Source organism: Sphingomonas sp. NIBR02145, assembly GCF_027359115.1.
In the GTDB taxonomy this organism is placed as follows: Bacteria; Pseudomonadota; Alphaproteobacteria; order Sphingomonadales; family Sphingomonadaceae; genus Sphingomonas; species Sphingomonas kyeonggiensis_A.
In genome coordinates, this window is the sequence record NZ_CP114791.1 from 693,259 (window position 1) to 720,128 (window position 26,870).

Below are 26,870 nucleotides of genomic sequence, written 5' to 3' on the forward strand. Positions count from 1 at the left end.
GGCTTGTGGCCGGATGGCAGCGGCTAGCCTCGCTGCGGCTTCACCACGAGGATGTGGAAGGAGCCCGGGATCGCCGATGGGCGTTCACCCGCAGGCGCCGGCGAGAAGCGGGCGGTCGGCAGGTAGATTGTGCCGGTGGCCGGATCGAGGGCGCCGGTTCGGGCGCCGGGCTCGGTAATGACCCGGCCGGTCCGGGTCACCACACTATCCGAAAGCGACAGGATGTCGAGCACGCCCGATTTGCCGCAGGGAATAAAGGCGAGCTGGCGCGCCGGATCGAGCAGTACCGCGTCCGCGCCTTCGCCGATATCGACCAGCGCGGTCATGCGCCCGGCATGCACATCGACGATCGCCGCCTTGCCATTGGCGCAGGCGCTGATCAGCCGGCCATGGGGGGCGTCATAGGCAAGGCCCGTCGGCCCCTCGCAGCCCGGCATCGCGATCGGGTCGCTGACGGTGCCTCGGACGGTATCGACCGCCTCGATCTCGTTCGCGTCCTCGTCGTTGATATACAGGGTCGTGCCGACCAGCGCGCCATATTCGAGCGCTGGCTTCACCAGAATGGTGCGCGTGACCTTCATCGCGACGGTGTCGATCTCTGACACCGATCCGCTATCCGCATTCATGACGAAGGCGGTGCGGCCATCGGCGCTCAGGATGGCTGCGTCGGGCTTCTTGCCGACGGTGATGCTAGCCAGCGTGGTGCCTGACTTCACGTCGAAGAAACGCACCGTCGCGTCATTGCCGCTGGTGACGAGCAACCGCCCGCCGTCCAGCGGAACCGCGGCATGGCCACGGCTGGCGCTCCCGATCGTGCCGACGAGCTTGCCGGTCGACAGGTCGATCGCAGTCACGCCGTCGCCCCGCGCGACATAAAGGCGGCGGGCAGCCGGATCGACGCGGGCATAGTCCCAACCGCCATCGGGGCCCGCAATGCTGCCGGTCACGGCATAGTTCGGCGCATCGGCGGCGGTGGTAGAAAGCAGCGAAGCGAGTACGAGGAACAGCGGGCGCATGGGATTCTCCGTCGGTCGAGGATCGGAGGATAGCGCCTCTGAGGTTCGCTCAGGATTTGCCGAACATTGGGGAAAAACAATCCTTCGCCTCAGCCGCGGGCGAATAGCAGCTCTACCCGCAGGCCTGGGCCATTGTCGGAAAGGGTGAGCGTGGCGCCGTGCAGCTTGGCAATCGAATCCACCAGGGCCAGACCGAGCCCCGCGCCGGGGGTGCTGCGGCTGGTGTCGATGCGGTAGAAGCGGCCGAGCACGCGCGCGCGCTCCTCGGCGGCGATGCCGGGCCCCGTATCGGAAACCGCCAGCCGGACGTCATTTCCAGCGCGCGTCAGTTCGAGCCGTATGCGCGTGCCTGCGGGAGTATGATGGATCGCGTTCTCGATCAGGTTGGTCACGGCCTGGGTCAGCAACTCGAGGTCGCCGCGTACATGGATGCCGGGCGCGATGGCGTCCTCCAGCACATGGTCCGCATCCTCGATCACCGGCGCGTAGATCTGGGCAAGCCGCTCGAGCATCTCGCTCAGGTCCGCGCGGGCCAGGCTTGCCTGGATGCCTCGCGCCTCCATCGCGCCGATCCGGAGCAGGGCGCTGAAAATGCCGAGAATCTCGTCGATCTGGGCGATCGCTCCCTCGATCTGTTCCGGCATCGGTGCCGGATCGGTGCCGATCTGCATGCGCTCGAGCCGCTGGCGCAGGCGGGTAAGCGGCGTGCGCAGATCATGGGCGATGTCGTTCGATACCTGGCGGAGTCCATCCATCAGCACTTCGATCCGATCGAGCATCCGGTTCAGATTGCCTGATAGCTGATCGAACTCCGGGCCCATTCCGATACGCGGCAGTCGCTCGTTGAGCCGACCGTCATTGATCCGCGCGATCGCGCCGTTCACCTGATCGAGCCTGCGCAGGAACAGGGTGCCGACCACCAGCCCCCTGCCAAGGCCAGCAGTGATATAAGCACTCCGAAGGCGACGGTCGATGCCCGCAGGCCGGTGCGCAGGTCCTGCAGGTCGGAGACGTCATTCGCCACAACCAGGAGTGTGCCGTCCGTAAGGCGCGATCCGAACGCCCTTACCGGCACGGATCTGCCGGAGCCGCCCTGGTCCGGATCGAGTACCTGGAATTCGTGCCATCCGGTGCGGGCCGCCGCTGCGGGAAGCGAGCCGGCAAGGCGCGCGCCGGCGGAATCAAACAGGAGATAGTGGAACTGGTCCTCTCGCACGGCACGGGCATGTCGGTTGATCGCCAAGACCAGTGCGGCGCGGCCGCTGGTCTCGAACTCGCTCACCAGCACGTCATGCTCGGCGAGGATGCCGTCGCCGGCTGCTTCCACCGCATATGCGGAAACCGAATGCTCGACGATGGCAAGCAAGGCCACGGCTCCGAGCGCGAAGACCAGGGCAAGGGCGATCGCGAAGCGGAACGCACCGCTGACCAGCAGCCTAGGCGTCTGCATCGAGCCGATAGCCAGCGCCGCGAATGGTGTGGATCAGTTCCCGGTCGAAGCCCTTGTCCACCTTGGCGCGAAGCCGGCTCATATGGCTCTCGATCAGGTTCGAGCCCGGGTCGAAATGGAAGGACCAGACATTCTCGAGCAGCATGCTGCGCGTGACGATCTTGCCTTCGTGGCGCAGGAGATACTCCAGCAGCTTGTATTCCTGCTGTTGCAGTTCGATGCGCCGGCCGGCGCGCGTCACCTGGCGCCGGAGCAGATCGATCTCGAGATCTGCCGCGCGCAGGACCGTCGCCACCTCCGCAACCGGGGCGCGACGCGCCAGTGCCTCGACCCGGGCAAGGAGTTCGGAAGCAGCGAAGGGCTTGACCAGATAATCGTCGGCACCCGCCTGCAGCCCGGCAACCCGGTCATCGACTTCCCCCAGTGCGGTGAGGAACAGCGCGGGGGTCTGGATGCCGGCGGCCCGCAGCGAACGGACGACCCCGAGCCCGTCCACCCCGGGCACCATCCGGTCGAGGATCAGCACGGCATAGCTGCCGGTGGTGCCGAGGAAGATCGCGTCCGGACCGGTCCTCGCAGTATCGACGACATGCCCTTCCGCCTGGAGCAGCCGTGCGATGTGCGTTCGCGTCTCAGCATCGTCTTCAAGCAGCAGAAGTTTCACCGGCACGATCCATCAGGGTCTCAGGCCATCAGGGTCCCAAGCTATCAGAGCCCGAGGCGAGGCCACGCGATTAAACTCCTGAAGCGCGGCCCGGGCAAGTTGGGGATTCCCAATGTTCACCTCACGCGCAGCCAATGCGCGCCTTGTAGAAGGGCAGGGCCGGGGGAGCATTGGAGCAAGATCATGCACAAGATTGGGCGTCTCACACTTCTGGCCAGCCTGGCCGCCAGCCTTCCTTTCGTGGCCGTCGCGAGTCCGACGCAGAAAGCACCCAAGCCGAAGCTGACGCTCGCCCAGGCGCAGGTGATCGCGCTGAAGGCGCGGGCAGGCAAGGTCACCGATCACGAACTCGAGGCGGAGAAGGGTGGCAGCGGACTGCGCTATTCGTTCGACATCAAGGCGGGTGGCAAGACCTATGAGGTCGGGGTTGATGCGGTGACGGGCAAGGTGCTCGAGAACATCGTCGAAGGCCCGAACCCGGACTGACCGAAGCTGATCCCAGCTTTCGGTCCGGACGCCGCCGCCCGGCCCTCTTGGCGGCGGCGTCCCCCACTTCAGCCGAGGTGCCTCGTGCCCCCAATTCTTCGATCCAGAACCGCGCTGCTGCTAGCGCTATCCGTGCCGCTCGCGGGTTGTCAGCATTACGCGCCGCTGCCGCTGCAGACCGAAGCACCGCTTGCGCCGAGCCTTGCCGCCATACCCGATATGCCGAAGCGCCCGCTCACGGTCAGCGCGGTGGCCGCCCTGGCGGTGACGCGGAACCCCGATCTGCTGGCGGCACGCGCCAAGGCCGGCGTCGCCGAGGCCCAGCTCGTCCAGGCGGGCGTGCTACCCAATCCGAGCCTCAGCGGGGCGATCCTGCCGCTTCTTTCGGGAGCAGGATCGGTGCCGGGCTGGAATCTCGGCCTGTCGCAGGACATCAAGGCGCTGATCGTGCTCAAGCCCAAGCGGCGTTCCGCCCGGGACAGCCTCGACCAGGTCCATGCCGATCTGCTCTGGCAGGAATGGCAGGTCGCCGGCCAGGCCCGCCAGCTTGCCGGCGACATCGTGCTCGGCGAGCGCCTGTGCCCCATGCTCGAGCGGGCCTACGAACTGATGGCAAAGCGCTATGGCGCGAACCGCAAGGCGCTCGAGGCGGGGAACGCCACGCTGTCGACCCTGGCGCCCAGCGCCGGTGCGCTGCAGGCGGCGCGGGCTGCGATGCTTCAGCAGGGTCAGGCCCAGCTTGCCAGCCGGCACAAGCTCAACGCGCTGCTCGGCATTGCGCCGGATGTGACCTTGCCGCTTGCCGACGCAATCGATCTGCCTGCCTTTGATCCGATCGAGGTTCGGGCAATGCTGGGGACGCTGCCCCAGCGCCGTCCCGACCTGCTCGCGCTGCGTGCCGGCTATGCCGCGCAGGACGAACAACTGCGCGTGGCGATCCTGTCGCAATTTCCGGACTTGGTGTTCGGCGCTTCGGTTTCCAGCGACAACAGCAAGGTGATCAGCGGCGGGCCCAATGTGCAGATCGGCCTGCCCGTGTTCGACCGTAACCAGGGCAATATCGCGGTCGCCCGGGCGACCCGCGAGCAGCTCAATCGCGAATATGCCGCTCGGCTCGCCGCTGTGACCGGCGAGGTCGGAGCGCTCCTCAGCGAGCGCGACCAGATCGCGCTTCAGCTCGCCGCGGCCCGCCACGATCTGGACGAGGCGCGGGCCGCCGCGGATCGCGCGGGCAAGGCTTTCGCAGCCAGCACGCTCGACGAGCGATCGTTCGTCGACCTCCTCAGCAGCCGTTTTTCCAAGGAACAGGAAGTGATGACGCTCGAGCTCGCACTGTTCGACCGCCAGGTCGCGATCCAGACATTGATCGGCGCGGGACTGCCCGCAGTCGATACCCTCGGTTTCCCTGATCCCGGGGCGAACGGAGCGGCACAGTGAACGCCGCGCGTATCGCTACGGGTCTGGCGCTCGCTGTCGCGCTTGCTGGCTGCGGCGCCAGCGAGCCGGGCAACCAGGCAGCGCCAGTGACGCAGGTTACCGTAACCCAGGCCCGTCAGGGCAGCTTGCCGATGCTGATCGAAGCCTATGGATCGGCCGCCCCCTCGGGCAATGGACAGCAGACGATCAGCACGCCGCAGCCGGGCCAGGTGGTGAAACTGCTGGTCACCCAGGGTGTCGCCGTACAGGCCGGCCAGCCCGTGCTGATCTTCGCCGTCGCGCCGACCGCGCGTGGTGCCTACACCCAGGCGGCCGATGCGGTGAAGGCGGCGCAATCGCAGCGCGATTCCACCGCCCAATTACTGTCCCAGCAGCTCGCAACGCGCGACCAGCTCGCCCAGGCGGAAAAGGCGCTGGCCGATGCGCGCGTCCAGCTTGCCGCGCTCCGGGCCGAGGGTGCCGGCTCCGGTACCATTACCTTCCGCGCGCCATTTGCAGGCGTGGTTGCGGCGGTCCCTGTGGCCGAGGGCGATCGCACTCAGCCGGGGGCGGCGCTGGCCAGTGTCGCGCGAAACGGGTCGCTGGTGATCACCACCGGCGTCGATCCGGCGTTACGCAATCAGGTGCGCGTCGGGGCGGAGGTGCGGCTCTCCCGGCTGGATGGCGGCGCGGCAGTGACCGGCCATGTCGTGCGCATCGACGCGATGTTGAATGCGACCACGCGCCAGGTGGATGTCGATGTAGCCTATCCGGCCGGCAGCTTCCTGACCGGCGAAGCCGTGCGTGTCGCGATCGTGACAGGTCAGGCGCAAGGTTGGGTCGTGCCGCACAAGGCTGTGACGATGGATGCCGAAGGCAAGGCCATGGTCTTTCAGGTGACGGGCGGAAAGGCACGCGCCGTACCGGTGAAAGTCCTTGTTTCCACGCCCGACAGCGACGTGGTCAGCGGGCAAATGACGAGCGGCATGCCCCTGGTCGTCGATGGTGCCTATCAGCTGTCAGACGGCGATGCCGTCCGCATGGGTGACGCCAAGTGAATTTCTCAAAGCTGCTGGCCAGCCAGTCACGGGCTTTCGTCGTCATCGCGGTCGCGCTGGCGCTTGCCGGGCTCGTCGCCGCGCTGTCGCTGCCCATCGGGCTGTTTCCGCAAGTCTCCTTCCCCCGCGTCGTCGTGGACATCGATGCGGGGAGCCGCCCGGCCGACCAGACCGCGCTGATCGTCACCCGCCCTGTGGAGCAGGTTCTCCGCTCGGTCCCCGGCGTCCAGAATGTGCGTTCCGAGACATCGCGCGGCGCAGCGCAGATCTCGATCGACTTCGGCTGGGGCCGCGACATGGTGGCAAGCACGCTGGAAGTCGACGCGGCCATGGCCCGCGCGGTCTCGGCCTTGCCTCCGGGCACGAGCTACAATGTCCGCCGAATGGACCCCACGGTCTTTCCGATAATCTCGTACGCGCTGATCTCGGACAAGCATTCCCCGACCCAGCTCCAGGATCTTGGCCGCTACCAGATCACGCCCCTGCTTTCGGGCATCTCGGGTCTCGCCCGCGTTGATGTGCAAGGAGGCGAGACTCAGGAGGTGCAGGTGCTCGGCGATCCCGCACGGCTGGCGAGCTTCGGCCTCGCGATGAGCGATCTCTCGACCGCGATTTCCAACGGCAATGTGCTGAGCGCGGTTGGCCAGGTGCAGGATCGTGGCCGCCTGTCGCTGGTGATCGCCGATCACACGATCGCCTCGCCCGAGCGGATCGGCGACGTGGTGGTCAAGTCGAGCCCCGGCGGGGTGGTGCGGGTCCGTGACGTCGCCACGGTGCAGGACGGCATCGTTCCACAATGGCTGCGGGTGTCGGAGGACGGCAAGCCGGCCGTGCTGTTCAACATCTATGAGCAGCCCGACGGCAATTCCGTGCAGATCGCGAAGGAAGTCCAGGCCAGGCTTGCCGGGTTCAAGCTGCCGCCCGGGGTCAAGCTGCTCAACTGGTACGACCAGAGCGAGCTCGTCACCCAATCCTTCGGCAGCGTGCGCGACGCGGTGCTGATCGGGCTGGTGCTGGCCGCCATCGTGCTGCTCGTCTTCCTGCGCAGCTGGCGGGTGACGCTGGTCGCGTTGATCGTCGTTCCCGCGACGCTCATGGCGACCGTGCTGGTGCTGTCGATCGCGGGCATGAGCTTTAACATCATGACACTGGGCGGCATCGCCGCAGCAGTGGGCCTGCTGATCGACGACGTAATCGTGATGATCGAGCACATCGTCCGCCGTGCGCAAGGCGATGGCTCTCCCTCCGGGGCGGAGACCGGTCAGGCCGCGATCCTCCCCGCTGCACGCGAATTCCTCGCGCCGCTCACCGGATCTAGCCTCGCAACGCTGATGGTATTCCTGCCGCTGTCCTTTCTCACCGGGGTGACCGGCGCCTTCTCCAAGGCGCTGTCGCTCACCATGGCGGCTGCGCTCGCGATCTCCTGGGCGATGACCGCTTTCGTGGTGCCGGTGCTCGCCCGGCGCCTGCTCCGGTTCGACGGCAAGGATACGGCGCATGGCAGTCACGAAGGCTGGATGACTCGCCACCACGACCAGGCGCTCGACGGCGTGATGCGGCGGCCCTGGCTGCTCGCCGTCGTCGCGGTGCCGCTCTTGATCCTCGGCTATGTCGCCTATTCCAACGTGCCGACCGGGTTCATGCCAAAGGTCGACGAGGGCGGCTTCGTGATGGACTATTTCACGCCGCCGGGGACCTCCCTCGACGAGTCGAGCCGGAGGATGGCGCAGGTCGATGCCCTGCTCCGCGCGGACAAGGATGTTGCGACCTTCTCGCGGCGTCTGGGCACTGGCCTGGGAGGGGATCTCGGGCAAAGCTACCACGGCGACTATTTCGTCCGGCTGAAGCCCAACCATTCGATGACCGCCGAGGAGAAGATGAACGCGGTCGCCGAAGAGGTCGCGCGCAAGGTTCCCGGAGTGGAAGTCGAGGTCGCCCAGCTGATGGAGGACCTGATCGGCGACCTCACGGCGGTGCCGCAACCGATTGAGGTGAAGCTCTATTCCTCGGATGCCGCCGCGCTCGGCCCGCAGGCCGAGAAGATCGCCGCTTTGATCGGCAAGATTCCCGGCGTGGTCGAGGTGAAAAGCGGTCTGCAACTGGCGGGAGACGCGATCGACGTGAAAATCGATCCGATCCGGGCGGGCTATGAGGGCGTCACCCCGGCAGATGTCCAGACGGCCCTCGATTCCGCGCTGACTGGGGTCGTGGCGACCTCCATTCCGCAGCCATCGAAAGCGGTGGATGTGCGCGTACGGCTACCGGGCGTCACCACGCTCACACAGGACCAACTCGCCCAGGTGCCGATCCGCGCATCCGACGGCCATGTCTTTCCGCTCTCGCGCGTCGCGACGCTGGCGCCGGTCAGCGGCCAGCCCCAGATCAGCCGCGAGAATCTTGAGCCCATGGTAGCGGTGACCGGCCGCATCACCGGGCGCGGTATCGGTGCCGCAGTGGGTGACGTGACCAGGGCGATCGACCAGCCCGGTGTGCTCGCCCCCGGCGTGCGCTATGAGATGGGCGGTCTCTATCAGCAACAGCAGATTGCGTTTGGCGGCCTCGCCAAGGTGTTCGTCGCGGCGCTCATTGCCGAGTTCATCCTGCTTCTGGTGCTGTATCGCCGCTTCGCGATACCGCTGATCATAATCGGCTGTTCGCTGCTCTCGACCACAGCCGTGTTCACCGCCCTGTGGCTGGCCGGGCTCGACCTCAACATCACGGCGCTGATGGGGATGACGATGATCATCGGCATCGGTACCGAGATGGCGATATTCTACGTCTCCGAGTTCGAGGAACTGCGCCATCGCATGCCGCCGCTGGCCGCGGTACGCGAGGCGAGCCGCAACCGGCTGCGGCCGATCACCATGACGACGCTCGCGGCGATCCTCACGCTGCTGCCGCTCGCGCTCGCGATCGGACAGGGATCGGGAATCCAACAGCCCCTGGCAGTGGCAATCATCGCGGGGCTGATGCTGCAATATCCGCTCGTGCTGATCGCGATGCCGGCACTGCTTCGCCTGACGCTTTCGCGCGAAGAACTAGGAGCCTAATCGAGGATAGGTCCGAGCGACACCGCGATCCCGAAGCCGGGGCCGGGGAGTAGCCTGGCCTCACCTCGATGGGCCGCGGCGATCGCCGCGACGAGCGCCAGGCCCAAGCCGTGCCCGCCCGAGGATCGACTCTGCTCGGCCTGACTGAACCGCTCGAAGAGCCGGTCGCGTGCGGTCTCCGCGACTCCCGGGCCGTCGTCCGTCACCCGCAACCAGGCGAGACCGCTCTCGCTGGCCAGCACCACCCGAACACGGGTGCCGGGCGGTGTGTGGCGCAGTGCATTGTCGAACAGATTGGTGGCGAGCTGGATGAGCAGGCGGCGATCGCCAAGCACTTTAATTGCCGGGTCGATCTCGGTGTCGAGGAGATGCCCGCTCGCCTCCGCATCGGGGCGATAGGTCTCGGCGAATTCCACAAGGGCCGCGCCCAGCGCCACCGGGCGGAATTGCTTGCGGACGCCGAGCCCTTCCACTTCGGAGATGCGCAGGAGCGCGGCGAATATCTCGAGCAGTTCGTCGGCCTGGACGATGGCCGCCTCGATCGCGGCGTCGCGCTGCGCTTCCGCGCCGTTCAGCGCTTCGTCGAGCCGGTTGCGCAGTCTGGTAAGCGGCGTGCGCAGGTCATGGGCAACGTCGCCGGAAACCTGGCGAAGATTCGCCATGAGCGCGGCGATCCGGTCGAGCATGCGGTTCAGCGTTGCCGACAAGCGGTCGAACTCGCTGCCCGATGCGTCGACCGGCATGCGCATGGACAGATCGCCGCCGATGATCGCCAAGGCTGCGCGGTCCATCCTCCGCAACCGGGCCCGGGTGATCGCCCCCAGCGTCCAGGCGCCCCCCAAGCCGAGTAACAGCATGGCCCCGAATGCGCAGGTGAAGAGCGTGAGGAGGTGGCGATCCGTCTCGTCGAGTACTGCCCGATCGGCGGAGACGATCAGCATCGCACCATCGGATAGCCGCGTGGCCAATGCCTGACCTACGCGTCCATCCCGGTACCGGAGGAATTCGGAGTAGCCTGGCTGGGCGGGCGGAGTTGCGGCCAATTTTCCCGCGATATGTCGGCCGCGCGCGTCGACCAGCAGATAGTCGAGATGCTCCGGACCGGGGACCGCTTCGCGCCGCTGGATACCCGTGGCTATTGCCGTGGTTCGGTGCGCGCCGGGCTCGGCGAGCAGGGCGCGGGTCTCGGTTGCAGTCCGATGGTCGAGTTGCTGCTCCAGCGCCTCGTGCGTGACCTCGTAGGAGACTGCACCGATCGCGACCGCACCCAGCGTCAGCGCCAGGCTGACCAGCAAGGCGAGACCGAAAGTGGAATTTCCTGTCCGCCGCATCAGCCGCCCCGGATCATATAGCCGGCGCCCCGCACCGTCTCGATCGCGTCCTCTTCGAAGCCGGCGTTGAGCTTTGCCCGGAGCCGGCTGAGATGGGTTTCGACGATATTCGTCTTGGGCTCGAAATCGAGATCCCAGACCCGCTCGAGCAGCATGGTTCGGGTGACGACCCGGTGAGGATTTCGCATGAGCTCGGCGAGCAGGAGGAACTCGCGCGGCTGCAAGGTGATCCGCCGGCCGGCGCGACGGACGGTACGGCGCTCGAAATCCAGCTCGATATCCCCGACGGCGAGGCGATTGGGCTCGGCGAGGCTCGCGGGAAGGCGCCGGCCCAGCGCCAGCAACCTGGCGCTCAACTCGGAAAAGGCGAACGGCTTGACCAGATAGTCGTCCGCGCCGCTTTCCAGCCCCTCGACCCGATCCTCGATGCTGCCCATCGCGGTCAGGATGAGAATGGGAATGGTACAGCCGCCGGCACGCAGCATCCGGATCGCCGACAGCCCGTCGATGACCGGCAGCATACGGTCGATCACCAGGACGTCGAAACTGCCTTCGGTCGCCTGGAACAGCCCGTCGCGCCCATCGATGGCAATCGCCACGGAATGGCCAGCCTCGCTCAGGCCGCGGGCGATGAAGTCCCTGGTTTCCTGGTCATCCTCGACGATCAGGATACGCATCAGCGTGCCTCCCCGCCGGCGACTTGCCAACCGCCACCCAGCGCCCGGAACAGAAGCACCTGGTTGTGCGCGACCAGAAGATCCGATCGCGCACGTGCGAGCCGCGCGGTGGCGAGACTGCGTTCTGCGTCAATGCGGAGCAACGGGGCGGCGTCGCCGAGCCTGACGCGTGCGGCGCTGCGCCGCGCATAGAGCGCGCCTGCCGCTTCGGCATCGGCAAGGCGGCGGTTGCGTGCAACCTCGGCGTCCATTTCGGCCAGCGCCGTCTCGACTTCGCGCAGTGCCCGCAGCACCGCGATGTCCCAACTCGCCAGCGTGCCGGCTTCGGTGGCGCGCGCCTGCGCGAGCTTGGCGCGCCCTGGGACATTGGGAAGCACCCAGCTGACCAGCGGCGAGAGCGCGGCCGAGAAGTCACCCCGCAACAGCCCGGCCGCACCGCCGAGATTGATCCGGGGATACAGCTCCGCATGGGCAACGCCGACCCGCGCGGCAGCGGCAGCCAGCCTGCGCTCGGCCTCGCGGATATCGGGACGCCGAAGCAATAGCGCCGTGCCGTCGCCGATTGGTACCGCGCCAGGCAGGCGGGGCACGGCGGTGCAGGTCAGCGTCCAGCCACGCGCCGCTGCGGGAGCGAGCCCCTGGAGGGTGGCCAGGCGATAGAGTGCGTTGTCGCGCTGCGCGGCGAAACCGGGGACATCCGCCTCGGCGACGGCAAGCAGGGTCTCGGCCTGCGTGACTTCGAGCGGCGAGACTTCGCCGGCGCGCAGCTGATCGCGCAGGGTCTCGACGGCGCGTGCCTGCGCGGCCGTGATTTCGCGTGCCACTGCTTCGCCGCGCCTCGCCCCGCACAGATCGACATAGGCGAGGACCGTGTCGGCCACGACCGCGACCCGGACGCCGTCGGCGGCCGCATCGGCTGCGGCCGCATCCGCCCGGGCGGCAAGCGCACCGCTGCGCAGCCGACCGAACAGATCGGCATCCCAGTTGATCGTTGCGGCGATGTCATAGTCGGAGGAGGAAACCGTCGCCGCGCTGGGCTGGTCTGCCGGACTGTCGATGCCGAGGCTGCTCTCGAGTGTCGCCTGGGGCAGGCGTTGGGCGCGGGCCTGACGGAGCGCCGCACGCGCCGCGTCCAGATTGGTATAGGCAAGGCGCAGATCGGCGTTGGCGGCGAGACTCGCCGTCACGAGCCGGTCCAGCTCGGGATCGTCGAACAGCCGCCACCAATGGGCGGGCACCGCCGCGATCGATGCCGAGGGCAGCGCGGCAAAGGGGGCTTCGGTGCCCGCGGGTGGGATGGTGCGGGGTGGCTGGGCGCCCGGTGCTGCACAGGCGGCCGCCGTCAGCGCCAGGAGAGAGGTGAAGCGGCGCATCATGCGAGCGCTCCTTGCGGGGAGGGTGAGGGGCTGGCTGCACGGGGCTCGCCGAAGCGGGCGTAGAGGCTGGGCATCAGGAACAGGTTGAGCAGCGTCGAGGAGACCAGCCCGCCAAGGATGACGATCGCCATCGGGTGCTCGATCTCATGCCCCGGCGCGTTCCCGGCCACGATCAGCGGTACCAGCGCGAGGCCCGCACAGGCGGCGGTCATCAGGATCGGGACGAGCCGCTCCTCGGCGCCGCGGCGGATGAGGGCAGGACCAAAGGCTTCGCCCTCGACACTACGGAGATGCGCATAATGCGAGAGCAGCATGATCCCGTTGCGCGCCGAGATGCCGAGCACGGTCACGAAGCCCACCAGGGAGCCGAGCGACATCGTACCGCCAGTCAATGCCACCGCGACGATGCCGCCGACCAGGGCGAACGGAAGGCTTGCCGCCACCAGCGCGGTGATCCTGAGCGAGCGGAATTCCAGCCAGACGAGCAGCAGCACGCCGATCAGGCAGAGCAGTCCGGTGGTCCAGAGCCGCTGGCGGGATTCCTTTAGCGCGGCATATTCGCCGAGCACCTTGGCATGATAGCCCTGCGCGAACGGCAGGCCCGCCACCTTCTGCTCGACGGCGCGCGCTACCGAGCCCAGGTCGGCCCCCTTCACGTTCAGCGTGACATCGATGCGGCGCTCGCCATTCTCGCGCTTCACTTCGTTGGGCGCTGGAGCGATGCGGATCTCCGCGACATCGCCGAGCCGAACCTGGCTACCATCGGGCGCCTGAAGCGCGAGGCCGGCGAGCGCGTGGAGGTCGTCGCGGACCGCCGGCTCGCCCCAGAGAGCGACCTCGAAGGACTTCTGGTCGCGGTAGATCTCGCCGACCTTCTCGGCAGCGACCAGGGTGGCTGCCTGCCGCCGGACCTCCCCGGCGGTCAGGCCTAGCCGAGCCATCTCCACGGGCAGCGGGCGTATCTGGATCTGTGGGACGAGAACCTGCTGCTCGACCTTGAGGTCGGCGACGCCGTCGATGCCGGCAACGCTGGTGCGCACCCGCTCGGCGGCGGCACGCAGCTCGGTCTGGTCGGGGCCGAAGATCCGCACGACCACCGAGGCACCGGCGCCGGTCAGCACTTCCTTGATCCGCTCGCGCAGATAGGTGAGCACGTCGCGGAACAGGCCCGGATAGCCATCGATCACCTCCTGGATCCTGCCGACGCTGGCGTCATAGTCCGCCGTCTCGTCGAGACTGATCCACAACTCGGTGAAATTGGGTCCGACCACTTCGTCGGCCGCCTCCGCACGGCCGATATGCGCGCCGAAATTGCGTACCCCGGGGATCGCGCGCAGCTCCTTCGAGACGCGGATCGTGATGCGGTCCATCGCTTCGATCGACGTGCCGGGCTTCTCGACCCAATGCATCAGGAAATCGGTCTCGCGGAAATGCGGAAGGAATTCGTCCTTGAAGCTCGCATAGCCGATCGCGGAGATCGCAAGCCCGGCAGCAACCACGCTCATCGCGAGGCGCGGGCGATCGGTCAGCCGGGGCAGCAGCCCGGCATAGCCGCGCTTCAGAATCCGGACGAAGCGGGTGTCGCGATGCTCACCGAGCGGGGCCTTGGGCAGTAGCATCAGGCTGAGCGCGGGGGTCACGGTGAGCGCGACGAGCAGTGAGGCGGCGATGGCGAGGATATAGGCGATCGCGAGTGGCTGGAAGAAGGTGCCGGCGAGGCCGCCGAGGAAGAAGATCGGCAGGAACACGAGCATCACGATCAGCGAGGCGAACACCACTGCGCTGCGCACTTCGATCGAGGCGTCGAACACCACTTCGAGCGCCGGGCGGGGATGCTCGGCCTCGCGGTTCAGGCGCAGCCGGCGGGCGATATTCTCGACATCGATGATCGCATCATCGACGACCTCGCCAAGCGCGATCACCAGCCCGGCGATCACCATGGTGTTGATGGTGGCGCCGCTCCAAAGCAGCACCAGTCCGGCGCCGACCAGCGACAGCGGGATCGCGACCAGGCTGATCACTGCCTGGCGCCAGTCCCGGGTAAACAGGATCAGCACTGCGGCCACGAGGATGCAACCGATCGCGAGCGCTCGGGTGAGGTTGTCGATCGAGCGCTCGATGAAGGTGGCGGGACGGAAGATCGAGGTATCGACCTCGACTCCCTTCAACCCCGGCTTGATCTCGGCGAGCGCGGCTTCGACACCCTTTGTGAGATCGAGCGTGTTGGCGGTGGGCTGCTTCTCGACGATCAGCATGATGCCTGGACCGTCGTTGATGATCGCATTGCCGATCGGGGCGGCGTGATCCTCGGTGACGCGTGCCACATCGCCGATCCGGATGGGCGCACCGCCCGAAAGCTTGATGAGCGTGCGCGACAGATCCTCGGCGCTCTGGATCGCTCCGACCTGCTGGACCGCAAAGCGCTGGGTAGGGGTATCCACGAAACCGCCACCGCCCACCGGCACGGCGTCGCCTGCCGCGGCGCGCAACTCGGCGAGGGTTACGCCGGCGGTGCGCAGACGGTCGGGGTCGACCAGGATCTGGAGCTGGCGGTCGCGCTGGCCCCAGGAAGCGACATTGGCCACGCCGGACACGGCCATCAGGCGCGGGCGGATCGTCCAGCGGACGAGCTCCGACAGCTGCATCTGATCGAGCGTCTTCGAACTGATCCCGATCTTCATCGCCCGGCTGGTCGAGGAGAGCGGCGGCAGCAGCACTGGCGCACGCGCGGCCGCCGGTAGACGGGCCTGGACCTGGGCGACGCGTTCCTGGACCAACTGGCGCGCGCGGATCACATCGGTCCCAGGCGCGAACAATATGACGACCGAGGACAGGCCGAGCACCGATTTGGAGCGCAGCGTGGTGCGTCCCGGCACGCCATTGACGGCGACTTCCAGGGGAACGGTGATCAGGCTCTCGACCTCCTCCGTCGAGAGTCCGGGTGCTTCGGTCTGGATCTCGACGATTGGTGGCGCGAATTCGGGAAACACGTCGAGCGGCACATCGCTCGAGGCGCGCAGCCCGAGGAGGACGAGGAGTACGGAGAGCGCGAGAACCAGTACCCGCTGGGTGAGCGCATTGCGGACGATCCAGCCGAGCATGTCAGTGGGCCACGCCGAATTCGGTGCCGAACAATTCGGCGGCCCCGTCGGTGACTACATGGTCGCCATGCGCCAGTCCGCGCGTCACAAGAGCGAAGCCGCCGTCGCTCGAGGCGATCTCGACCCGTCGGCGGACATAGCTATGGGGCGCGGTCCGCAGATAGACCCATTCGCCGCCATAGATGTCGCGCAGGATCGCTGCCGTCGGAATGGAGAGTCCCTGTACCGGGCCCGCTGCCATCGGCAGCGAGACCGCAACGCGCTGGCCGACGCGCCAGGCGTGGTCCCGATTATCGAGCGCGTAATAGAGATCGACGGTCGCACCCAATGCGTTGGCCGAAGGCGGCGCATCGACGGGCACCGCCATGCGCGGCGAACCTTGGCCGCCAAGCGGTCGGACCTGCACCGCCGCACGGCGGCCGAGGCCGCTCAGGTCGGAGGCCGGCACGATCACCCGTACCCAGAGGCGCGGCTGGGCGTCGAGCGATGCGATGGCCGGCCCGAGCATGGCGCGTTGGCGCCGCGCCGTCACCTCGGCGGCGCGGGCGGTCGCAAGCGCGGCAGCGGCTTCGTCACGGCCACGGGCGCTGCCCGCCTCTTCCCGGACGAGTGCCTCGGCACGCGCGAGGGCGATCTGCGCAAGGCGGGTCTGTGCCGCGGCTCGCAGGACCTCGCCGTCCGCGGCGACCTGCTGCGCGCCGAGCTGGCCGAGATTGGTCCCGGACCCGGCCGGCATGCCACCGCCTGATGCGGGCGCGACGATTTCTCCCGCGGTCTCCCGTCTTGACTGGGCGCTTCCGGCGCCGACCTGCGCTGTCGCGATGCCGAGCCGGGCCTCCGCCTGCGGCGCCAGGGTCAGCTTGAGAAGCTCGGCCTCATGCGCGACCGGTTCGGAATGAACGGCCTTGGCCGGCGAAGCGCCCGGGGATTCGGCACCGCATGCGGCGAGCGCGGAAGCGGCGATGAACGGAAAGGGAAGGAAGGCGCGTTGCATGGCAGACCCGGACTGTTGACCGGGCGGGGTTAGCGAAGCGCCGTTGGGTGCAGGTCCCGCTGACTATACAATTCGTCCATCTCGGCGTGCGAGCCTGCCTGCTGCTATTTGGGCGAGGTAGCCTGGAAGTCCGGATGGGCCACTTCGTCCTCGAAGCAGAATGGTATCTTATCGAACGGCCCTGTCGAATTTTCCTGCCGCCTGCCTTGTCCGGTCAGCGGCACGAACATGGACCAGCCGAGCGAGCATCGCTCATATTTGGCGGGCCCCGTGCGCGTCACGATCAGGATCTGCTCGGTCGCCCAGCTAAGACCGACCGGCATCGCCAGCCTTCCGCCGACCCTAAGCTGGTCCAGGAGGGGCTGGGGCACGCGCGCGGCGCCGGCCGCGACGATGATCGCATCGAAGGGCGCCCGTTCCGGCCAACCCGCATAGCCGTCGCCCGCGCGAACCTCGACATTGGCGTAACCGAGCGCATGCAGCCGCGTACGCGCCGTATCGGCGAGCTGCGGTACGATTTCGATCGAGGCTACCCGATCGGCCATCTTTGCGAGCACGGCTGCCTGATAGCCCGACCCCGTCCCGACATCGAGGACGTTGGCGCCCCGTTTCGGATCGACGGCGGCGGTCATGAGCGCGACGATATAGGCGTCCGAGATCGTCTGCTCATAGCCGATCGGGAGCGGAGTCTCCCGATAGGCATCGGCCCTCAGATTTGCGGGCACAAAGGCTTCCCTCGGGACCGAGCCAATGGCGGTAAGTGCGCGCGCCAGCGCCGCGTTATCCGCGCTCGGCGCGGCGTTCCGGACCGCCGTCCGGATGCGTCCCACCATCGCGCTGCGCGCCGCCGCGAAATCCTGATCCTGGGCGAACGCCGCGGTCGCCAGCAACATGGTGGCGATGCAGGCAAGACCTGGCCTCCATCCTCGAACAAGGGTCATCGCGCTGCGCGCCGAGCCGGGAGGAAGGAGGCCGCCGCCGTGAGCCCACCGACCACGACATGCGTCACCAGGGTCAGCGCCGCGACGAGCATGGTTGCGGCAGCAAGCCCCGAGCCAGAGCCGAGCAAGGAGAGCACGAGCGGGGCGAGCAGCGCGTCGCGGGCCGGCACTAGGGGGAGGCGATGGACCATCATGCGCAGCGTGGCAACCGCAACGAGGATCATCGCCGGCAGGCCTGGCAGCAGCAGTTTCCAGAGCAGGGCCGTCAGCACCAGACTGAGGAGGATCCGCAGGCCGTGGAGCCCGAAGGTAATTAGGAGATCGCGGCGCGACAGCGTCAGGAGTGCCGCTGCACGCCGCAGGACGAGGATCACGAGCGAGGACAGGATGATGACCGCGACCGAGGCGGCGAAGCTGTTGAGGAGCGTGCCGCCGGCGACCCGATAGAGCAGTGGGGCGTTGAGCACCATCATCACCAGCGTCGCGAGATTGCCGGCCAGCGCCGAGAGCACCGCGACATCGCGCAGCGTCCCGAACACCGAGCCCTGGAGGGGCTGGTGCCGTCGTGCCCAAAGGTAGAATTGCGCGTCGCCCGAATAGCCAAAGACGATCTCGTTCGCGACCTGCTTGCGAAACAGTGCCGGCAAGGCGTCCGCACGCAGCTGCCACAGCCGGCGCAGGATCAGCCATTCCATCATGGGCCCAACGGCATAGACCAGGGCAAAGCATAGCCAGAACCAGGGGTTCGCCGGTGCTGCCTTGAAGTGCGAAGGGTCGATCCCGCCCAACTGAGCGAAGACCGCGAGCAGGATCGCGGCGGAAAGGCCAAGGCCTGCCAAGGTCATCAGCCACTCCCGAGCGGAGGCGGAGACGGGTGGCAGGGGCGGCGTCTGAATAGCGAGCGTGTTCATCGGGCGGGCGGCACCGGCCATGCGAGCCCACCGGCTTGGTCGGCGGTGGCGTCGACCAGCGCGGAGGGCCGCGCCGCTTCGGCAAAGGTGTCGAGATAGATCTGGCCGGAATGCTCAAGCGTGAAGCGGTGCACATGGGCCAGGCGGGTCGCATCGGGCGTCGGTGCCGCATCGGCCCGGGAAATCGCGGTGGCGAGCGCGTCTTCGTTGCGCGGCACGATCTTTCCGTAGCGCCCGTCTCCAAGAAGGCTGCGTACCCCGGAGCCGCTGTCGGTGGAGATGATCGAAAGTCCGGCCGCAAGCGCCTCGACCAGCACCGCCGGCACCCCTTCGTAGCGGGAGGACAGCAACAAGGTGTCGAAGCCGTCGAGATGGGAGGCGGCATCGGCAACATGGCCGAGAAAGGCGACCCGATCCGAGATACCGAGCGCGGCGGCAAGGGCCTCGAGCGTTTCGCGCTCCGGGCCCTCGCCATAGATGGTCAGCGTCTGGTCAGGGTGTGCGCCGCGCGCGAAAGCGCGCAGCATCAATGCATAGTCCTTCTGGGAGGTAAGGCGTCCGATCGCGACGAAGCGCCTGGCACCACCCGCCTGCCGCGGCGCCGGGTAGCAAATCCGAGCCGCCTCGATCGCGGGGTCGTGGATCACGCGGAACCTGGGACGCATGCCGGGCGGGAGGTCCGCGGCGATCGCCTCGTCCATGACGACCCAGGTCCAGCCGAAGCGCGCCTGCACGCCGAGCCAGAAGCGCCAGAAGAAGCGCGCGACCGGCGGCAGATCGTTGCGTGGGAGGTCGTTGCTGATCTTCACCACGATCGCTGGGCAGCGCCTGCCGAAGCGCAGCGCCATGGCGGCGGCGACGATGGTATAGGTGCTGCCGGAGACGAAGAGTATATCGGGCCGGGTGCGGCGGATCTCGGCGGGCAGCCGGCCGATCATCCAGAAGGTCTCCCACCAGGCGGTGCCGATCAGAGGCTGGGGAGCGACGGTATAGGCCAGGTCGTCCGCCAGTTCCGTGCGAAGCGGCCCGTCCTCGCGCCCGACAAAGAGCGGTGCATCGACGCCCAGTCCGCGCCAATACCGGACGAGCCGCAGCGCGACGCGCTCGACGCCGCCCAGCTCGAAGCTGTGCAGGAAGGTCAGGACGCGCATGCCAGGTCTCCGACCATGTCGCGATAGTGGCTGGGGACGTGCGTCCGGGCGATCTTGCCGACGGTCCGGCGAATGCTCGAAAGGGTTGCGGGCACCGTGACGTCGCCGGGATGGACGCCGATACGCACGATCTTCGGCAAGGGGATGACGCGCGCAACACTCGCGACCGCAAGAGAGGAGAGCATGCGGGCGCGGGTGCGGGTCGCCCAGGTGAGGACCGGCGTGTTGACCAGCACTCGCCCGCCCGCCGGATCCCAGACACGCATATGATCCTCGGCGAGTGGGATGCCGAGCGTCTTCATCGCGCTGTGCGTCCCGGCGCCGTAGAGCCAGGCGGGCGCGATGAAGCCGGCAATCGGCTGTCCGGTGATGTCCTCGAGGAGCCTCCGGCCGGCCCGGATTCGGAGTTCAGCCTCGTCCGCATCCAGGCCGAGAAACTCGCCCTCGCCGGCGGTCATCTGGCTGGCCTTGACCCGGTCCTGCCAGGAGGCGTGCTCGGTCTCGTCCCGGTGGCTATAGCCATGGAGGAACATCTCGATCCCGCCCTCGCTCCAGCGGCGAAGGCGCGCCGCAAAGGGGGAACTGGGACGAATTTCCGCCTCCCGCCAGAAATCCGGCACGACGAGCATGGCAAGGCGCGTGACGCCCGCCAGGGCAAGCTCCTCGAGGAGCCGGTCGACCGCGGCCTCGTGGCGTGGCGACACGTCATGGATCGAGGCGAGGAGGCGGCGGGGCGTCTGTCGGGATCTGGTCACGCTGCCAGGATGCCGCCGACAGCCGGCACCGCAGTCCGGCGACCGGATTTTTCTTCAGAAGGCGCGCAGGATGGAGAGGCTGAGGGTACGGGGCCGAAGCGGCGTGTACTGCCGCTCGCTGCGTAGCGAGAAAGGGTTGCCATAGGCGAAGCTGTCCGCCCGCGTATCGAGCAGATTGTCGAGATCGAGCGCCACGACGAACGGTCCCGCCGTCACCGTCGCCCCGATCCGGGCCAGCCCATAGCCGCCCATGCGGCGATCCAGCCCGTCGTCGAAGCTGAGCCGCGACGGACCCACATAGTTGAACGCGGCATAGGGGGTGACTGCATGCCCGAGCAGCCGCACGGGGCGTTCGACCGCGAGATTGCCGGCAAGGTCGGGAACGACGGGCAGGCGGCGATCCTCGGGCAGGTCTACGCCGTCCGCGGCATTCACAAGCCTGGGGCGTTGCGCTGTGAAGCCGGCGCGCAGCCGCCATCCGCCGCCGGGGCGCCAGGTAACGCTGCCTTCCAGCCCGAGGATGGCGGCATCTCCGGCATTGCGGGTGGCAATCAGGCCATTGTCCTCGAGATAGTCGGACTGGACGCTTCGCCACGCCGTCTGGAAGCCTGCGAGCGCGATATCGAGCCGGCCCCGGGCGAACGCGGCGCGGCCGCCGAGTTCGATACTGCGGACCGAGTCTCCGTCATAGCGGCCCGTCCGGCTGTTGCTGGGGTCGATGCCGCCGGGCCGGAAGGCGGTGCCCACACGGACATAGAGCAGCCGGTCGTCGGTGAAGCGATAGGAGAGCGAGGCACTGGGGGTGAGGCCGATGGCTGCATGGCTGACGGTCTGCGCATCGAGTTCCTCCTGGCGCTCGTCCTCGGTCGTCGCCCGGAACAGCCGGGCGCCGATGGCCAGCTTCAGGCGGGGCGTGAGCGGATAAACGCCATCGGCAAACAGCGCGGTCTCGGTCACACGGCGGTGCAGATTGAAAAAGTCGGGAACGATCCCAGTCGCCGTGTCGATCACCCCGCTCGCGCGCGTGGCTGCGGAGACATAGGAGACGCCAGCCGTCCAGGTAAAGGCGCTGCCCGGCGCAGAGCCGAGCCGTATTTCCTGGTCGAAGACCCGGTAGGCGCGGCCGTCATGATAGCGTAGCGCCCCCGGTACGCCGAGCTGGGACGCCGCATCGCTCGCGTCGAAACTGTCGTGCTGGTCCTGCCAGGCATGGCTGGTTACAGCGGTGAGGCGGAGGGCACCGATCGGGCCTGAGACGATCGCCTGGCCGAGGCCGAAGGTGCCGCGGCGCGGCTCGCGCTGGGTGATGCCGCGGGTCAGGTCCTCATAGTCGCGGTCGACATATTGGCTGTCGGCCGTCCGCGTCGATTGATAGGCGCCGATCAGGTCGACGGTCCAGCCGGTCGCGGGGGCAACGCGCAGCGCCGCGCGCCCGCCGGCGATGCGCGTGCGGTTGATGTTCGCGGGGCCGGCCGCATCGTCGATCCAGCCGGCGTCGCTGCGCGCGTAGCCGACGAGGCGCAGCGCGGCCAGGTCGCCGACCAGCGGCAGGTTGAGCATGGCTTCGGCGTTCGCACCGAGCCCGCCGGAGCCGACCGCCTGGGCGCCGATGCCGGCCCATCCGGAGGTCGAGCCGATTACCGGCCGGTTGGTGACGATCCGGTAGACGCCGCCCAACGCGCCGGTGCCGTAGAGTGGGCCCTGGGGGCCCTTCAGGACTTCGACCTGTGCGATATCGGCCAGATAGAGGCCGGGCTCCGCCGCGTCATAGGTTACGCGGCCCTCGTCTACCTGCACGCTGACCGTGGACTGGCTGAAGCCGTTGAACGGGCTGTCGGCCAGGCCGCGGATGAAGGGCCGTTCGCGGCCGGGGCCGCCGCCGGTGATGCTCAGGCCTTCGAGGGTGCGCGCGACATCGCTCGCGCTTGCGGCGCGGTCGCCTCGTGCGGGGTCGCGCGGGCTGTAGACGGCGACGGAGCCGGCGATCGAGGACAGTACCTCGGGCAGCTTGCGAGCTGTGACGACAATCTCCTCACCCGGCCGCATGGCAGGCTCGGGTTCGGCACGGATTGCTGCGTGCGGCACCGCGCGTGGCCGTGCCACGATCCGGAAGGCGCGCGGGCCGATGCGCACGGCGCGGACGGAGGTGCCCTGCAATATCCGGTCGAGCGCTTCGCGGGCCGGCATCCGCCCGCGTGCCGCATGGGTGCGCCCGCTCGGCAGGCGCGCCTCATAGACGAGCGAGATGCCCGTCTGCGCCGCGAGTGCCTCGAGGGTGTCGGCCAGGTTGCCGGCGGGCAGGGAGATCGCGAAGCTCTCGTCCCGCGCCTGGGCGGGCGCCGGCAGCAGGGCGCTAGCCGCCAGTACGATCGACCAGCCGGATCGTCTGACCATCGCTTTCCGCATGCAGCCCCGTCAATTGGGTGAGAGTGGAAACCATTGCCGCGCGGTCACCCGGTGCGAGCACGCCGGAGAAGGGGCGCTGCGCTGCCGATCCGGCGACCGCGACCGGCTGCCCCGTGTAGCGGGCGATATCGGCAGCGACCAGTGCAAGTGGGGCCTGGTCATAGACGAAGCGCCCGCTCCGCCAGGCGGCGATGCTCGCGATGCGAACCGGCCGGAGCACGACCTTGCCGCCTTGGGCCAGCGCTTCCTGCCCTGCGTCGACCTCCGTTTCCACGGTCTGGCCGGGAAGCTGGAGTGCGATGCGGCCTTCCTCGACGGAGACGCTGAGCACGCCATCGGCCGAATTGACCGCGAACCGAGTGCCCACGTCACGGATCCGGGCGCCGCCCACATCGACGATGACGCTGCGCTTCGGATCGTGGTGGATGCTGAAGAATGCGCTGCCTGTCAGCTGCATGTGCCCGTCCGTCCCGGCTGCCGCGAGCCGCGAGCCGGCGCCGAGCGTCGCCGTCACGCCTTCCGCCAGCCGGACGGTGCGCGAGGTGCCGGCGGCGCTGGCGAACTCGCGGACCGCCGGCTTGTCGGGTTCCGATTGCCGGAAGCCGATGCCGACCGTCAGCGCCAGGGCGGCAGCGACGGCGACTCCGGACCCGATCGCCCAGCGCGGCAGTCGGCGCGGGGGGGAGATGGGGGCGAGGGCAGGCGTGGCGGGCTGCAAGGTTTCGCGGGCCGCGTCGATCTGCAGGTCGAGCAGGGCGATCTCGTCATAGGCGAGGCGGTGGCGCGGGTCCGCTTCCAGCCAGGCGGTGAAGCCTTCCCAGTCCATGTCGTCATGCTGCTGCGCGCCATGCCAGCGCGCGGCAGCTTCGTGGATATCCTCGCTCATCGCCCAATTCCCGGCATCGGCGGGTGCCGGTGCCATCCCTGTTGTTGCATGAGATGCCGCGGCACCGCCATCACCTCAGTTGTCCCCACCCGAGTTGCCCAGCGTACGGCGCAGATGTGCCATCGCGACGGCGATATGCTTCTCCACTCCGCTCCTGCTGATGCCGAGGCGCGCCGCGACGTCGGAATGCGGCAGGCCTTCCAGCTTGTGCAACCGGAAGGCGCGTCCCGCACCTTCGGGCAGCTGGGCAATCGCCGCGCGGAGCGCGTCGAGATCCTCGCGCGCGATCAGCCTGTCCAATGCCTGGGGCTGCGGATCGACGCGATCCCCGGCGACCGTATCGGCCTGGGTATCGCTCCAGTCCTTGTCGCGCGCTTCGCGCCGCCGCGCGCCGCGCAGCCGCTCGAGCACCAGGTTCTGGGCGGCCCGGTAGAGATAGGCGCGGCCATTGGCGACGGGGCCGGGGGCCGCGTCGCGCACGCGCAGCCAGAGCTCCTGGAGAAGATCCTCGGCCTCCGCCGGATTGCCCGTGCGCGCGACGAGGAAGCGCAGCAATTCGCCGCGCAGTTCCTGGTAAAGCTGGGCCAGTCCGGAAGCAGGTGTGGAGATCGCTCGGCTCCTTCGGAGGCGCCGTCTGCCCCATGTCCCGGTATCCGGCAAGCCGGCGTTTCTACGGCTGCAAACAAAAATCTTGCCCTCGGACTGCGGTCGCGCGCGGTGGCGGCGTCCTTGCTGCAGCGATGCAGAACCGAACCGAAATCACCCCTGTCCTGCGGCAGCCAACCTCGGGTCGCACCGACGCCAGGACCTGCGCCGGATGAGGATCGTCGATGTCAGCGCCTTCTACGCCCCGAAGGGCGGCGGGGTGCGTGCCTATGTCGATCGGAAGCTGGCGGCCGCGGCCGCGCTGGGCCATGAGATCATCGTGCTCGCGCCGGGCAAGACCGATGCCGTGGTCCCGCGTGGCCCCGGTGCGATATTGGAGACGCTGGCCTCGCCGCCGTTTCCGCTCGACCAGCGCTATCGCTATTTCGACGACGAGCGTGCGCTGCACCGCGCGCTAACCCGCTGGAACCCCGACTTCGTCGAGGCGTCCTCGCCCTGGAGCAGTGCGTCGATGGTGGCGCGCTGGGACGGTCCGGCGCCGCGCGCCCTCGTCATGCATTCCGACCCGCTCTCCGCCTATCCCTATCGCTGGTTCGGCCCGATCGCGAGCATCGAGGCGATCGATCGCGGGTTCGACTTTTTCTGGCGCCATTTGCGCAGGCTGGGTCAGGCCTATGACCTGGTCGTCGGTGCAAGCGCCGGGCTGACGGCGCGGCTGCGCGATGGCGGGATGCCCGGCGTGATCACCGTGCCGATGGGGGTTGAGCCTGGCATCTTCTCAGCCCAACACCGTGACCCTGCCTATCGCGCGGCGCTGCTCGCCGAATGCGGTCTTGGCCCGTCCGCCACGCTGCTGCTGGGTATCGGTCGCCACGCGCCCGAGAAGCGCTGGGGCATGGTCATCGACGCGGCGCTGTCCGCGGGTACGCGCAGTCCGATCGGGCTGCTGCTGATCGGGGAGGGGCGCCTGCGCGGCCGGCTGCGCGCCCGCGCCGGCGGCTCACCTCACATCCGGATACCGGGCGCTTTGGGCGACCGGGCGTCGCTCGCGCGCCTGATGGCGAGCGGCGATGCCCTGGTCCATGGCTGTGAGGCCGAGACCTTCTGCATGGTCGCCGCCGAGGCGCGGGCGAGTGGTCTGCCGGTGATCGTGCCCGACCGAGGCGGCGCGGCCGATCATGCCGACCGTGCGCCCAGCAGGTGCTACCGCGCCGGCGACGCCCAGGCGCTGCGTGATGCGGTCCTGGGCTTTGCCGAAGACCGTGCCGCGCTTGTACCGGGCGTGCTGGACGAGGCGCCGCGGACCATGGATCAGCACTTCCTGGAGCTGTTCGGTGCCTATACCGGCCTGCGGCCCGCAGCGATCCGCGCCGCCTGAGCGATGCTGCGCATCCTCGATCGCTATGTCGCGCACGCGATCGCGCGGAACTATCTGCTGATCATCCTGGTCATCATCACGGTCCTCTCGCTCGAGAATTCCATTCGCCTGGCGAATGCGGTGACCGGGACGGATGCCCCGGGGCTGCTGCTTGGACGGCTCATGGCGACGCTGGTTCCCGAATATCTCGGCATCGCCATCCCGATCGCGACCTTCCTGTCGGTCGCGCTGGCGATCCGCACCCTGAGTCAGCGCAGCGAATGGCAGATGCTGGAGACGCTGGGGCTGCCGCCGCACCGCTACATGGTGGTGCCGATGGCGCTCGCACTCCTGTCCGCGCTGGTCCAGCTCGGCGTGCGGCTCGAGATTCAGCCGGCGGGGGAAAGCGCGCTCGACCGGATCTCGCTCGAGATTGCCCGCGGCTTTCACGGTGTGCATTTCCTGCCCGGCGAGGCGATCCAGCTGGGCGGCGATATCACATTGGTGGCGGAGCGCGCGGAGGATGCGGGCCCGGGTGTGCTCGAGAATGTCCTGCTCCAGCGTGCGAGCGACATATTCACCGCGGCCCAGGCAGTCGTCGCGATCGCCCCGAACGGGGATTTCGAGCTTACTTTAGCCGATGGCCATTGGCTCCGGCGCAATCCCGAGGGCCGCGAGCAGAGAATCCTGTTCGATCGCTATCATGTCCGGGTGCCGGGGATGGCCGGTCTGCCGCCGAAAGGCGCGGTCGAGCGCATGGACCGGCTCGGGTCTGCCGCGCTGCTCGCCGCAATGGGTGGGGAGACGGGGAGGGAACGGCCCGTCTCCGCCGCGATGGCCGGTCGGATCGAGAGCGCCTTTTTCTGCCTGTTGCTGCCGATATTCGCGATGGCGCTGGCCGCGCCGCCCAAGAGGCGCGCGGGCGCCGCCGGCCTGTTTCTGGGGCTTCTGCTGATCGTCCTGCATATCAAGAGCGCTGCCGCGGTCGAGGCAGCAGCGGAATTTCCGATCCTGGGCGCAACGCTCCACGCATTGCTCTGGATCGGCGTCGCCGCGCTCCTTGCGCTAGGTAGCGTCAACCACGGTGCAGGCTATGTCGACGCCTGGCTTGCCGCCCGCATGGCGCGTCTGTCGGCCCTTTTCCGAAATTAGTCCGCGCCGTGGCGCTTCCCACTGCGGACGCGCCTTTCTGCGGCGTCACAGCGACATGACACAGCAAGGAGACCGGTCGATGCGGG

General features: G+C 68.2%; 22 protein-coding genes. 6 read left to right on the plus strand and 16 right to left on the minus strand.

Annotated elements, in window-relative coordinates; genetic code table 11:
- Positions 1–23 precede the first annotated feature (23 nt).
- The 4 genes from O3305_RS03240 to O3305_RS03255 all read right to left on the minus strand — a co-directional run bounded on the left by O3305_RS03240 (position 24) and on the right by O3305_RS03255 (position 3,130).
- On the minus strand, positions 24–1,016 hold the full coding sequence (locus O3305_RS03240; RefSeq protein ID WP_269575119.1) for a YncE family protein: 993 nt from the start codon (positions 1,014–1,016) through the stop codon (positions 24–26).
- Between the two features lie 89 nt (positions 1,017–1,105).
- Entirely contained in the window at positions 1,106–1,936 is an 831-nt protein-coding gene (locus tag O3305_RS03245) for a sensor histidine kinase (RefSeq protein WP_269575120.1), read from the minus strand.
- Positions 1,897–2,466, minus strand: a complete 570-nt coding sequence (locus tag O3305_RS03250) for a hypothetical protein (RefSeq protein ID WP_269575121.1) — start codon at positions 2,464–2,466, stop codon at positions 1,897–1,899. Before O3305_RS03250 ends, O3305_RS03245 begins: the two co-directional genes overlap by 40 nt.
- On the minus strand, positions 2,453–3,130 hold the full coding sequence (locus O3305_RS03255) for a winged helix-turn-helix domain-containing protein (RefSeq protein WP_269575122.1): 678 nt from the start codon (positions 3,128–3,130) through the stop codon (positions 2,453–2,455). Before O3305_RS03255 ends, O3305_RS03250 begins: the two co-directional genes overlap by 14 nt.
- A gap of 240 nt (positions 3,131–3,370) precedes the next feature.
- Here O3305_RS03255 and O3305_RS03260 point away from each other — a divergent pair, with 240 nt between their 5' ends.
- The 4 genes from O3305_RS03260 to O3305_RS03275 all read left to right on the plus strand — a co-directional run bounded on the left by O3305_RS03260 (position 3,371) and on the right by O3305_RS03275 (position 9,140).
- Positions 3,371–3,616: a PepSY domain-containing protein gene (locus O3305_RS03260; protein ID WP_269575123.1), complete on the plus strand. Its 246-nt coding sequence runs from the start codon at positions 3,371–3,373 to the stop codon at positions 3,614–3,616.
- Between the two features lie 132 nt (positions 3,617–3,748).
- Complete coding sequence (locus O3305_RS03265) at positions 3,749–5,053, plus strand: TolC family protein (RefSeq protein WP_269575124.1); 1,305 nt, start codon at positions 3,749–3,751, stop codon at positions 5,051–5,053.
- Positions 5,050–6,090, plus strand: a complete 1,041-nt coding sequence (locus O3305_RS03270; RefSeq protein WP_269575125.1) for an efflux RND transporter periplasmic adaptor subunit — start codon at positions 5,050–5,052, stop codon at positions 6,088–6,090. The genes O3305_RS03265 and O3305_RS03270 overlap by 4 nt, the downstream gene beginning before the upstream one ends.
- Complete coding sequence (locus tag O3305_RS03275) at positions 6,087–9,140, plus strand: efflux RND transporter permease subunit (RefSeq protein ID WP_269575126.1); 3,054 nt, start codon at positions 6,087–6,089, stop codon at positions 9,138–9,140. The genes O3305_RS03270 and O3305_RS03275 overlap by 4 nt, the downstream gene beginning before the upstream one ends.
- Here the strand turns inward: O3305_RS03275 and O3305_RS03280 are convergent.
- From O3305_RS03280 to O3305_RS03335, 12 genes are all read right to left on the minus strand, one after another.
- Entirely contained in the window at positions 9,137–10,435 is a 1,299-nt protein-coding gene (locus tag O3305_RS03280) for a sensor histidine kinase (protein ID WP_269575127.1), read from the minus strand. The genes O3305_RS03275 and O3305_RS03280 overlap by 4 nt on opposite strands.
- 35 nt (positions 10,436–10,470) lie before the next feature.
- Positions 10,471–11,148 (minus strand): response regulator transcription factor, encoded by a 678-nt coding sequence (locus O3305_RS03285; protein ID WP_269575128.1) that lies wholly within the window; start codon positions 11,146–11,148, stop codon positions 10,471–10,473.
- Positions 11,148–12,524: an efflux transporter outer membrane subunit gene (locus tag O3305_RS03290; protein ID WP_269575129.1), complete on the minus strand. Its 1,377-nt coding sequence runs from the start codon at positions 12,522–12,524 to the stop codon at positions 11,148–11,150. The genes O3305_RS03285 and O3305_RS03290 overlap by 1 nt, the downstream gene beginning before the upstream one ends.
- Complete coding sequence (locus O3305_RS03295; protein ID WP_269575130.1) at positions 12,521–15,625, minus strand: efflux RND transporter permease subunit; 3,105 nt, start codon at positions 15,623–15,625, stop codon at positions 12,521–12,523. Before O3305_RS03295 ends, O3305_RS03290 begins: the two co-directional genes overlap by 4 nt.
- A 1-nt stretch (position 15,626) precedes the next feature.
- Positions 15,627–16,619: an efflux RND transporter periplasmic adaptor subunit gene (locus O3305_RS03300; protein ID WP_269575131.1), complete on the minus strand. Its 993-nt coding sequence runs from the start codon at positions 16,617–16,619 to the stop codon at positions 15,627–15,629.
- 104 nt (positions 16,620–16,723) lie between these two features.
- Positions 16,724–17,512 carry a protein-L-isoaspartate(D-aspartate) O-methyltransferase gene (locus O3305_RS03305; RefSeq protein WP_269575132.1) on the minus strand — a complete coding sequence of 263 codons (789 nt, stop codon included), beginning with the start codon at positions 17,510–17,512 and terminating at the stop codon, positions 16,724–16,726.
- A gap of 44 nt (positions 17,513–17,556) precedes the next feature.
- Positions 17,557–18,405 carry a hypothetical protein gene (locus O3305_RS03310; RefSeq protein ID WP_269575133.1) on the minus strand — a complete coding sequence of 283 codons (849 nt, stop codon included), beginning with the start codon at positions 18,403–18,405 and terminating at the stop codon, positions 17,557–17,559.
- Positions 18,406–18,467: 62 nt separating this feature from the next.
- Positions 18,468–19,622, minus strand: coding sequence for a glycosyltransferase (locus O3305_RS03315; protein ID WP_269575134.1), 1,155 nt, complete (start codon positions 19,620–19,622; stop codon positions 18,468–18,470).
- Positions 19,610–20,377 (minus strand): DUF2334 domain-containing protein, encoded by a 768-nt coding sequence (locus tag O3305_RS03320; RefSeq protein ID WP_269575135.1) that lies wholly within the window; start codon positions 20,375–20,377, stop codon positions 19,610–19,612. Before O3305_RS03320 ends, O3305_RS03315 begins: the two co-directional genes overlap by 13 nt.
- A gap of 54 nt (positions 20,378–20,431) precedes the next feature.
- Positions 20,432–22,771: a TonB-dependent receptor gene (locus O3305_RS03325; protein ID WP_269575136.1), complete on the minus strand. Its 2,340-nt coding sequence runs from the start codon at positions 22,769–22,771 to the stop codon at positions 20,432–20,434.
- Entirely contained in the window at positions 22,731–23,669 is a 939-nt protein-coding gene (locus tag O3305_RS03330) for a FecR family protein (RefSeq protein WP_269575137.1), read from the minus strand. The genes O3305_RS03325 and O3305_RS03330 overlap by 41 nt, the downstream gene beginning before the upstream one ends.
- Positions 23,670–23,744: 75 nt before the next feature.
- Positions 23,745–24,224: an RNA polymerase sigma factor gene (locus tag O3305_RS03335; RefSeq protein WP_269575138.1), complete on the minus strand. Its 480-nt coding sequence runs from the start codon at positions 24,222–24,224 to the stop codon at positions 23,745–23,747.
- Between the two features lie 262 nt (positions 24,225–24,486).
- Here O3305_RS03335 and O3305_RS03340 point away from each other — a divergent pair, with 262 nt between their 5' ends.
- A complete protein-coding gene (locus O3305_RS03340) occupies positions 24,487–25,653 on the plus strand; it encodes a glycosyltransferase (RefSeq protein ID WP_269575139.1) in 1,167 nt (388 codons plus the stop codon).
- A gap of 3 nt (positions 25,654–25,656) precedes the next feature.
- Positions 25,657–26,784 (plus strand): LptF/LptG family permease, encoded by a 1,128-nt coding sequence (locus O3305_RS03345; protein WP_269575140.1) that lies wholly within the window; start codon positions 25,657–25,659, stop codon positions 26,782–26,784.
- The last annotated feature ends 86 nt before the right edge of the window (positions 26,785–26,870 follow it).

Coding starts and splice junctions, on each gene's coding strand:
- O3305_RS03315 (WP_269575134.1), bottom strand. CDS start 19,622: ATGCGCGTCCTGACCTTCCTGCACAGCTTCGAGCTGGGCGGCGTCGAG.
- O3305_RS03345 (WP_269575140.1), top strand. CDS start 25,657: ATGCTGCGCATCCTCGATCGCTATGTCGCGCACGCGATCGCGCGGAAC.
- O3305_RS03305 (WP_269575132.1), bottom strand. CDS start 17,512: ATGTTGCTGGCGACCGCGGCGTTCGCCCAGGATCAGGATTTCGCGGCG.
- O3305_RS03240 (WP_269575119.1), bottom strand. CDS start 1,016: ATGCGCCCGCTGTTCCTCGTACTCGCTTCGCTGCTTTCTACCACCGCC.
- O3305_RS03290 (WP_269575129.1), bottom strand. CDS start 12,524: ATGATGCGCCGCTTCACCTCTCTCCTGGCGCTGACGGCGGCCGCCTGT.
- O3305_RS03285 (WP_269575128.1), bottom strand. CDS start 11,148: ATGCGTATCCTGATCGTCGAGGATGACCAGGAAACCAGGGACTTCATC.
- O3305_RS03325 (WP_269575136.1), bottom strand. CDS start 22,771: ATGGTCAGACGATCCGGCTGGTCGATCGTACTGGCGGCTAGCGCCCTG.
- O3305_RS03300 (WP_269575131.1), bottom strand. CDS start 16,619: ATGCAACGCGCCTTCCTTCCCTTTCCGTTCATCGCCGCTTCCGCGCTC.
- O3305_RS03330 (WP_269575137.1), bottom strand. CDS start 23,669: ATGAGCGAGGATATCCACGAAGCTGCCGCGCGCTGGCATGGCGCGCAG.
- O3305_RS03295 (WP_269575130.1), bottom strand. CDS start 15,625: ATGCTCGGCTGGATCGTCCGCAATGCGCTCACCCAGCGGGTACTGGTT.
- O3305_RS03250 (WP_269575121.1), bottom strand. CDS start 2,466: ATGCAGACGCCTAGGCTGCTGGTCAGCGGTGCGTTCCGCTTCGCGATC.
- O3305_RS03310 (WP_269575133.1), bottom strand. CDS start 18,405: ATGACCTTGGCAGGCCTTGGCCTTTCCGCCGCGATCCTGCTCGCGGTC.
- O3305_RS03340 (WP_269575139.1), top strand. CDS start 24,487: ATGAGGATCGTCGATGTCAGCGCCTTCTACGCCCCGAAGGGCGGCGGG.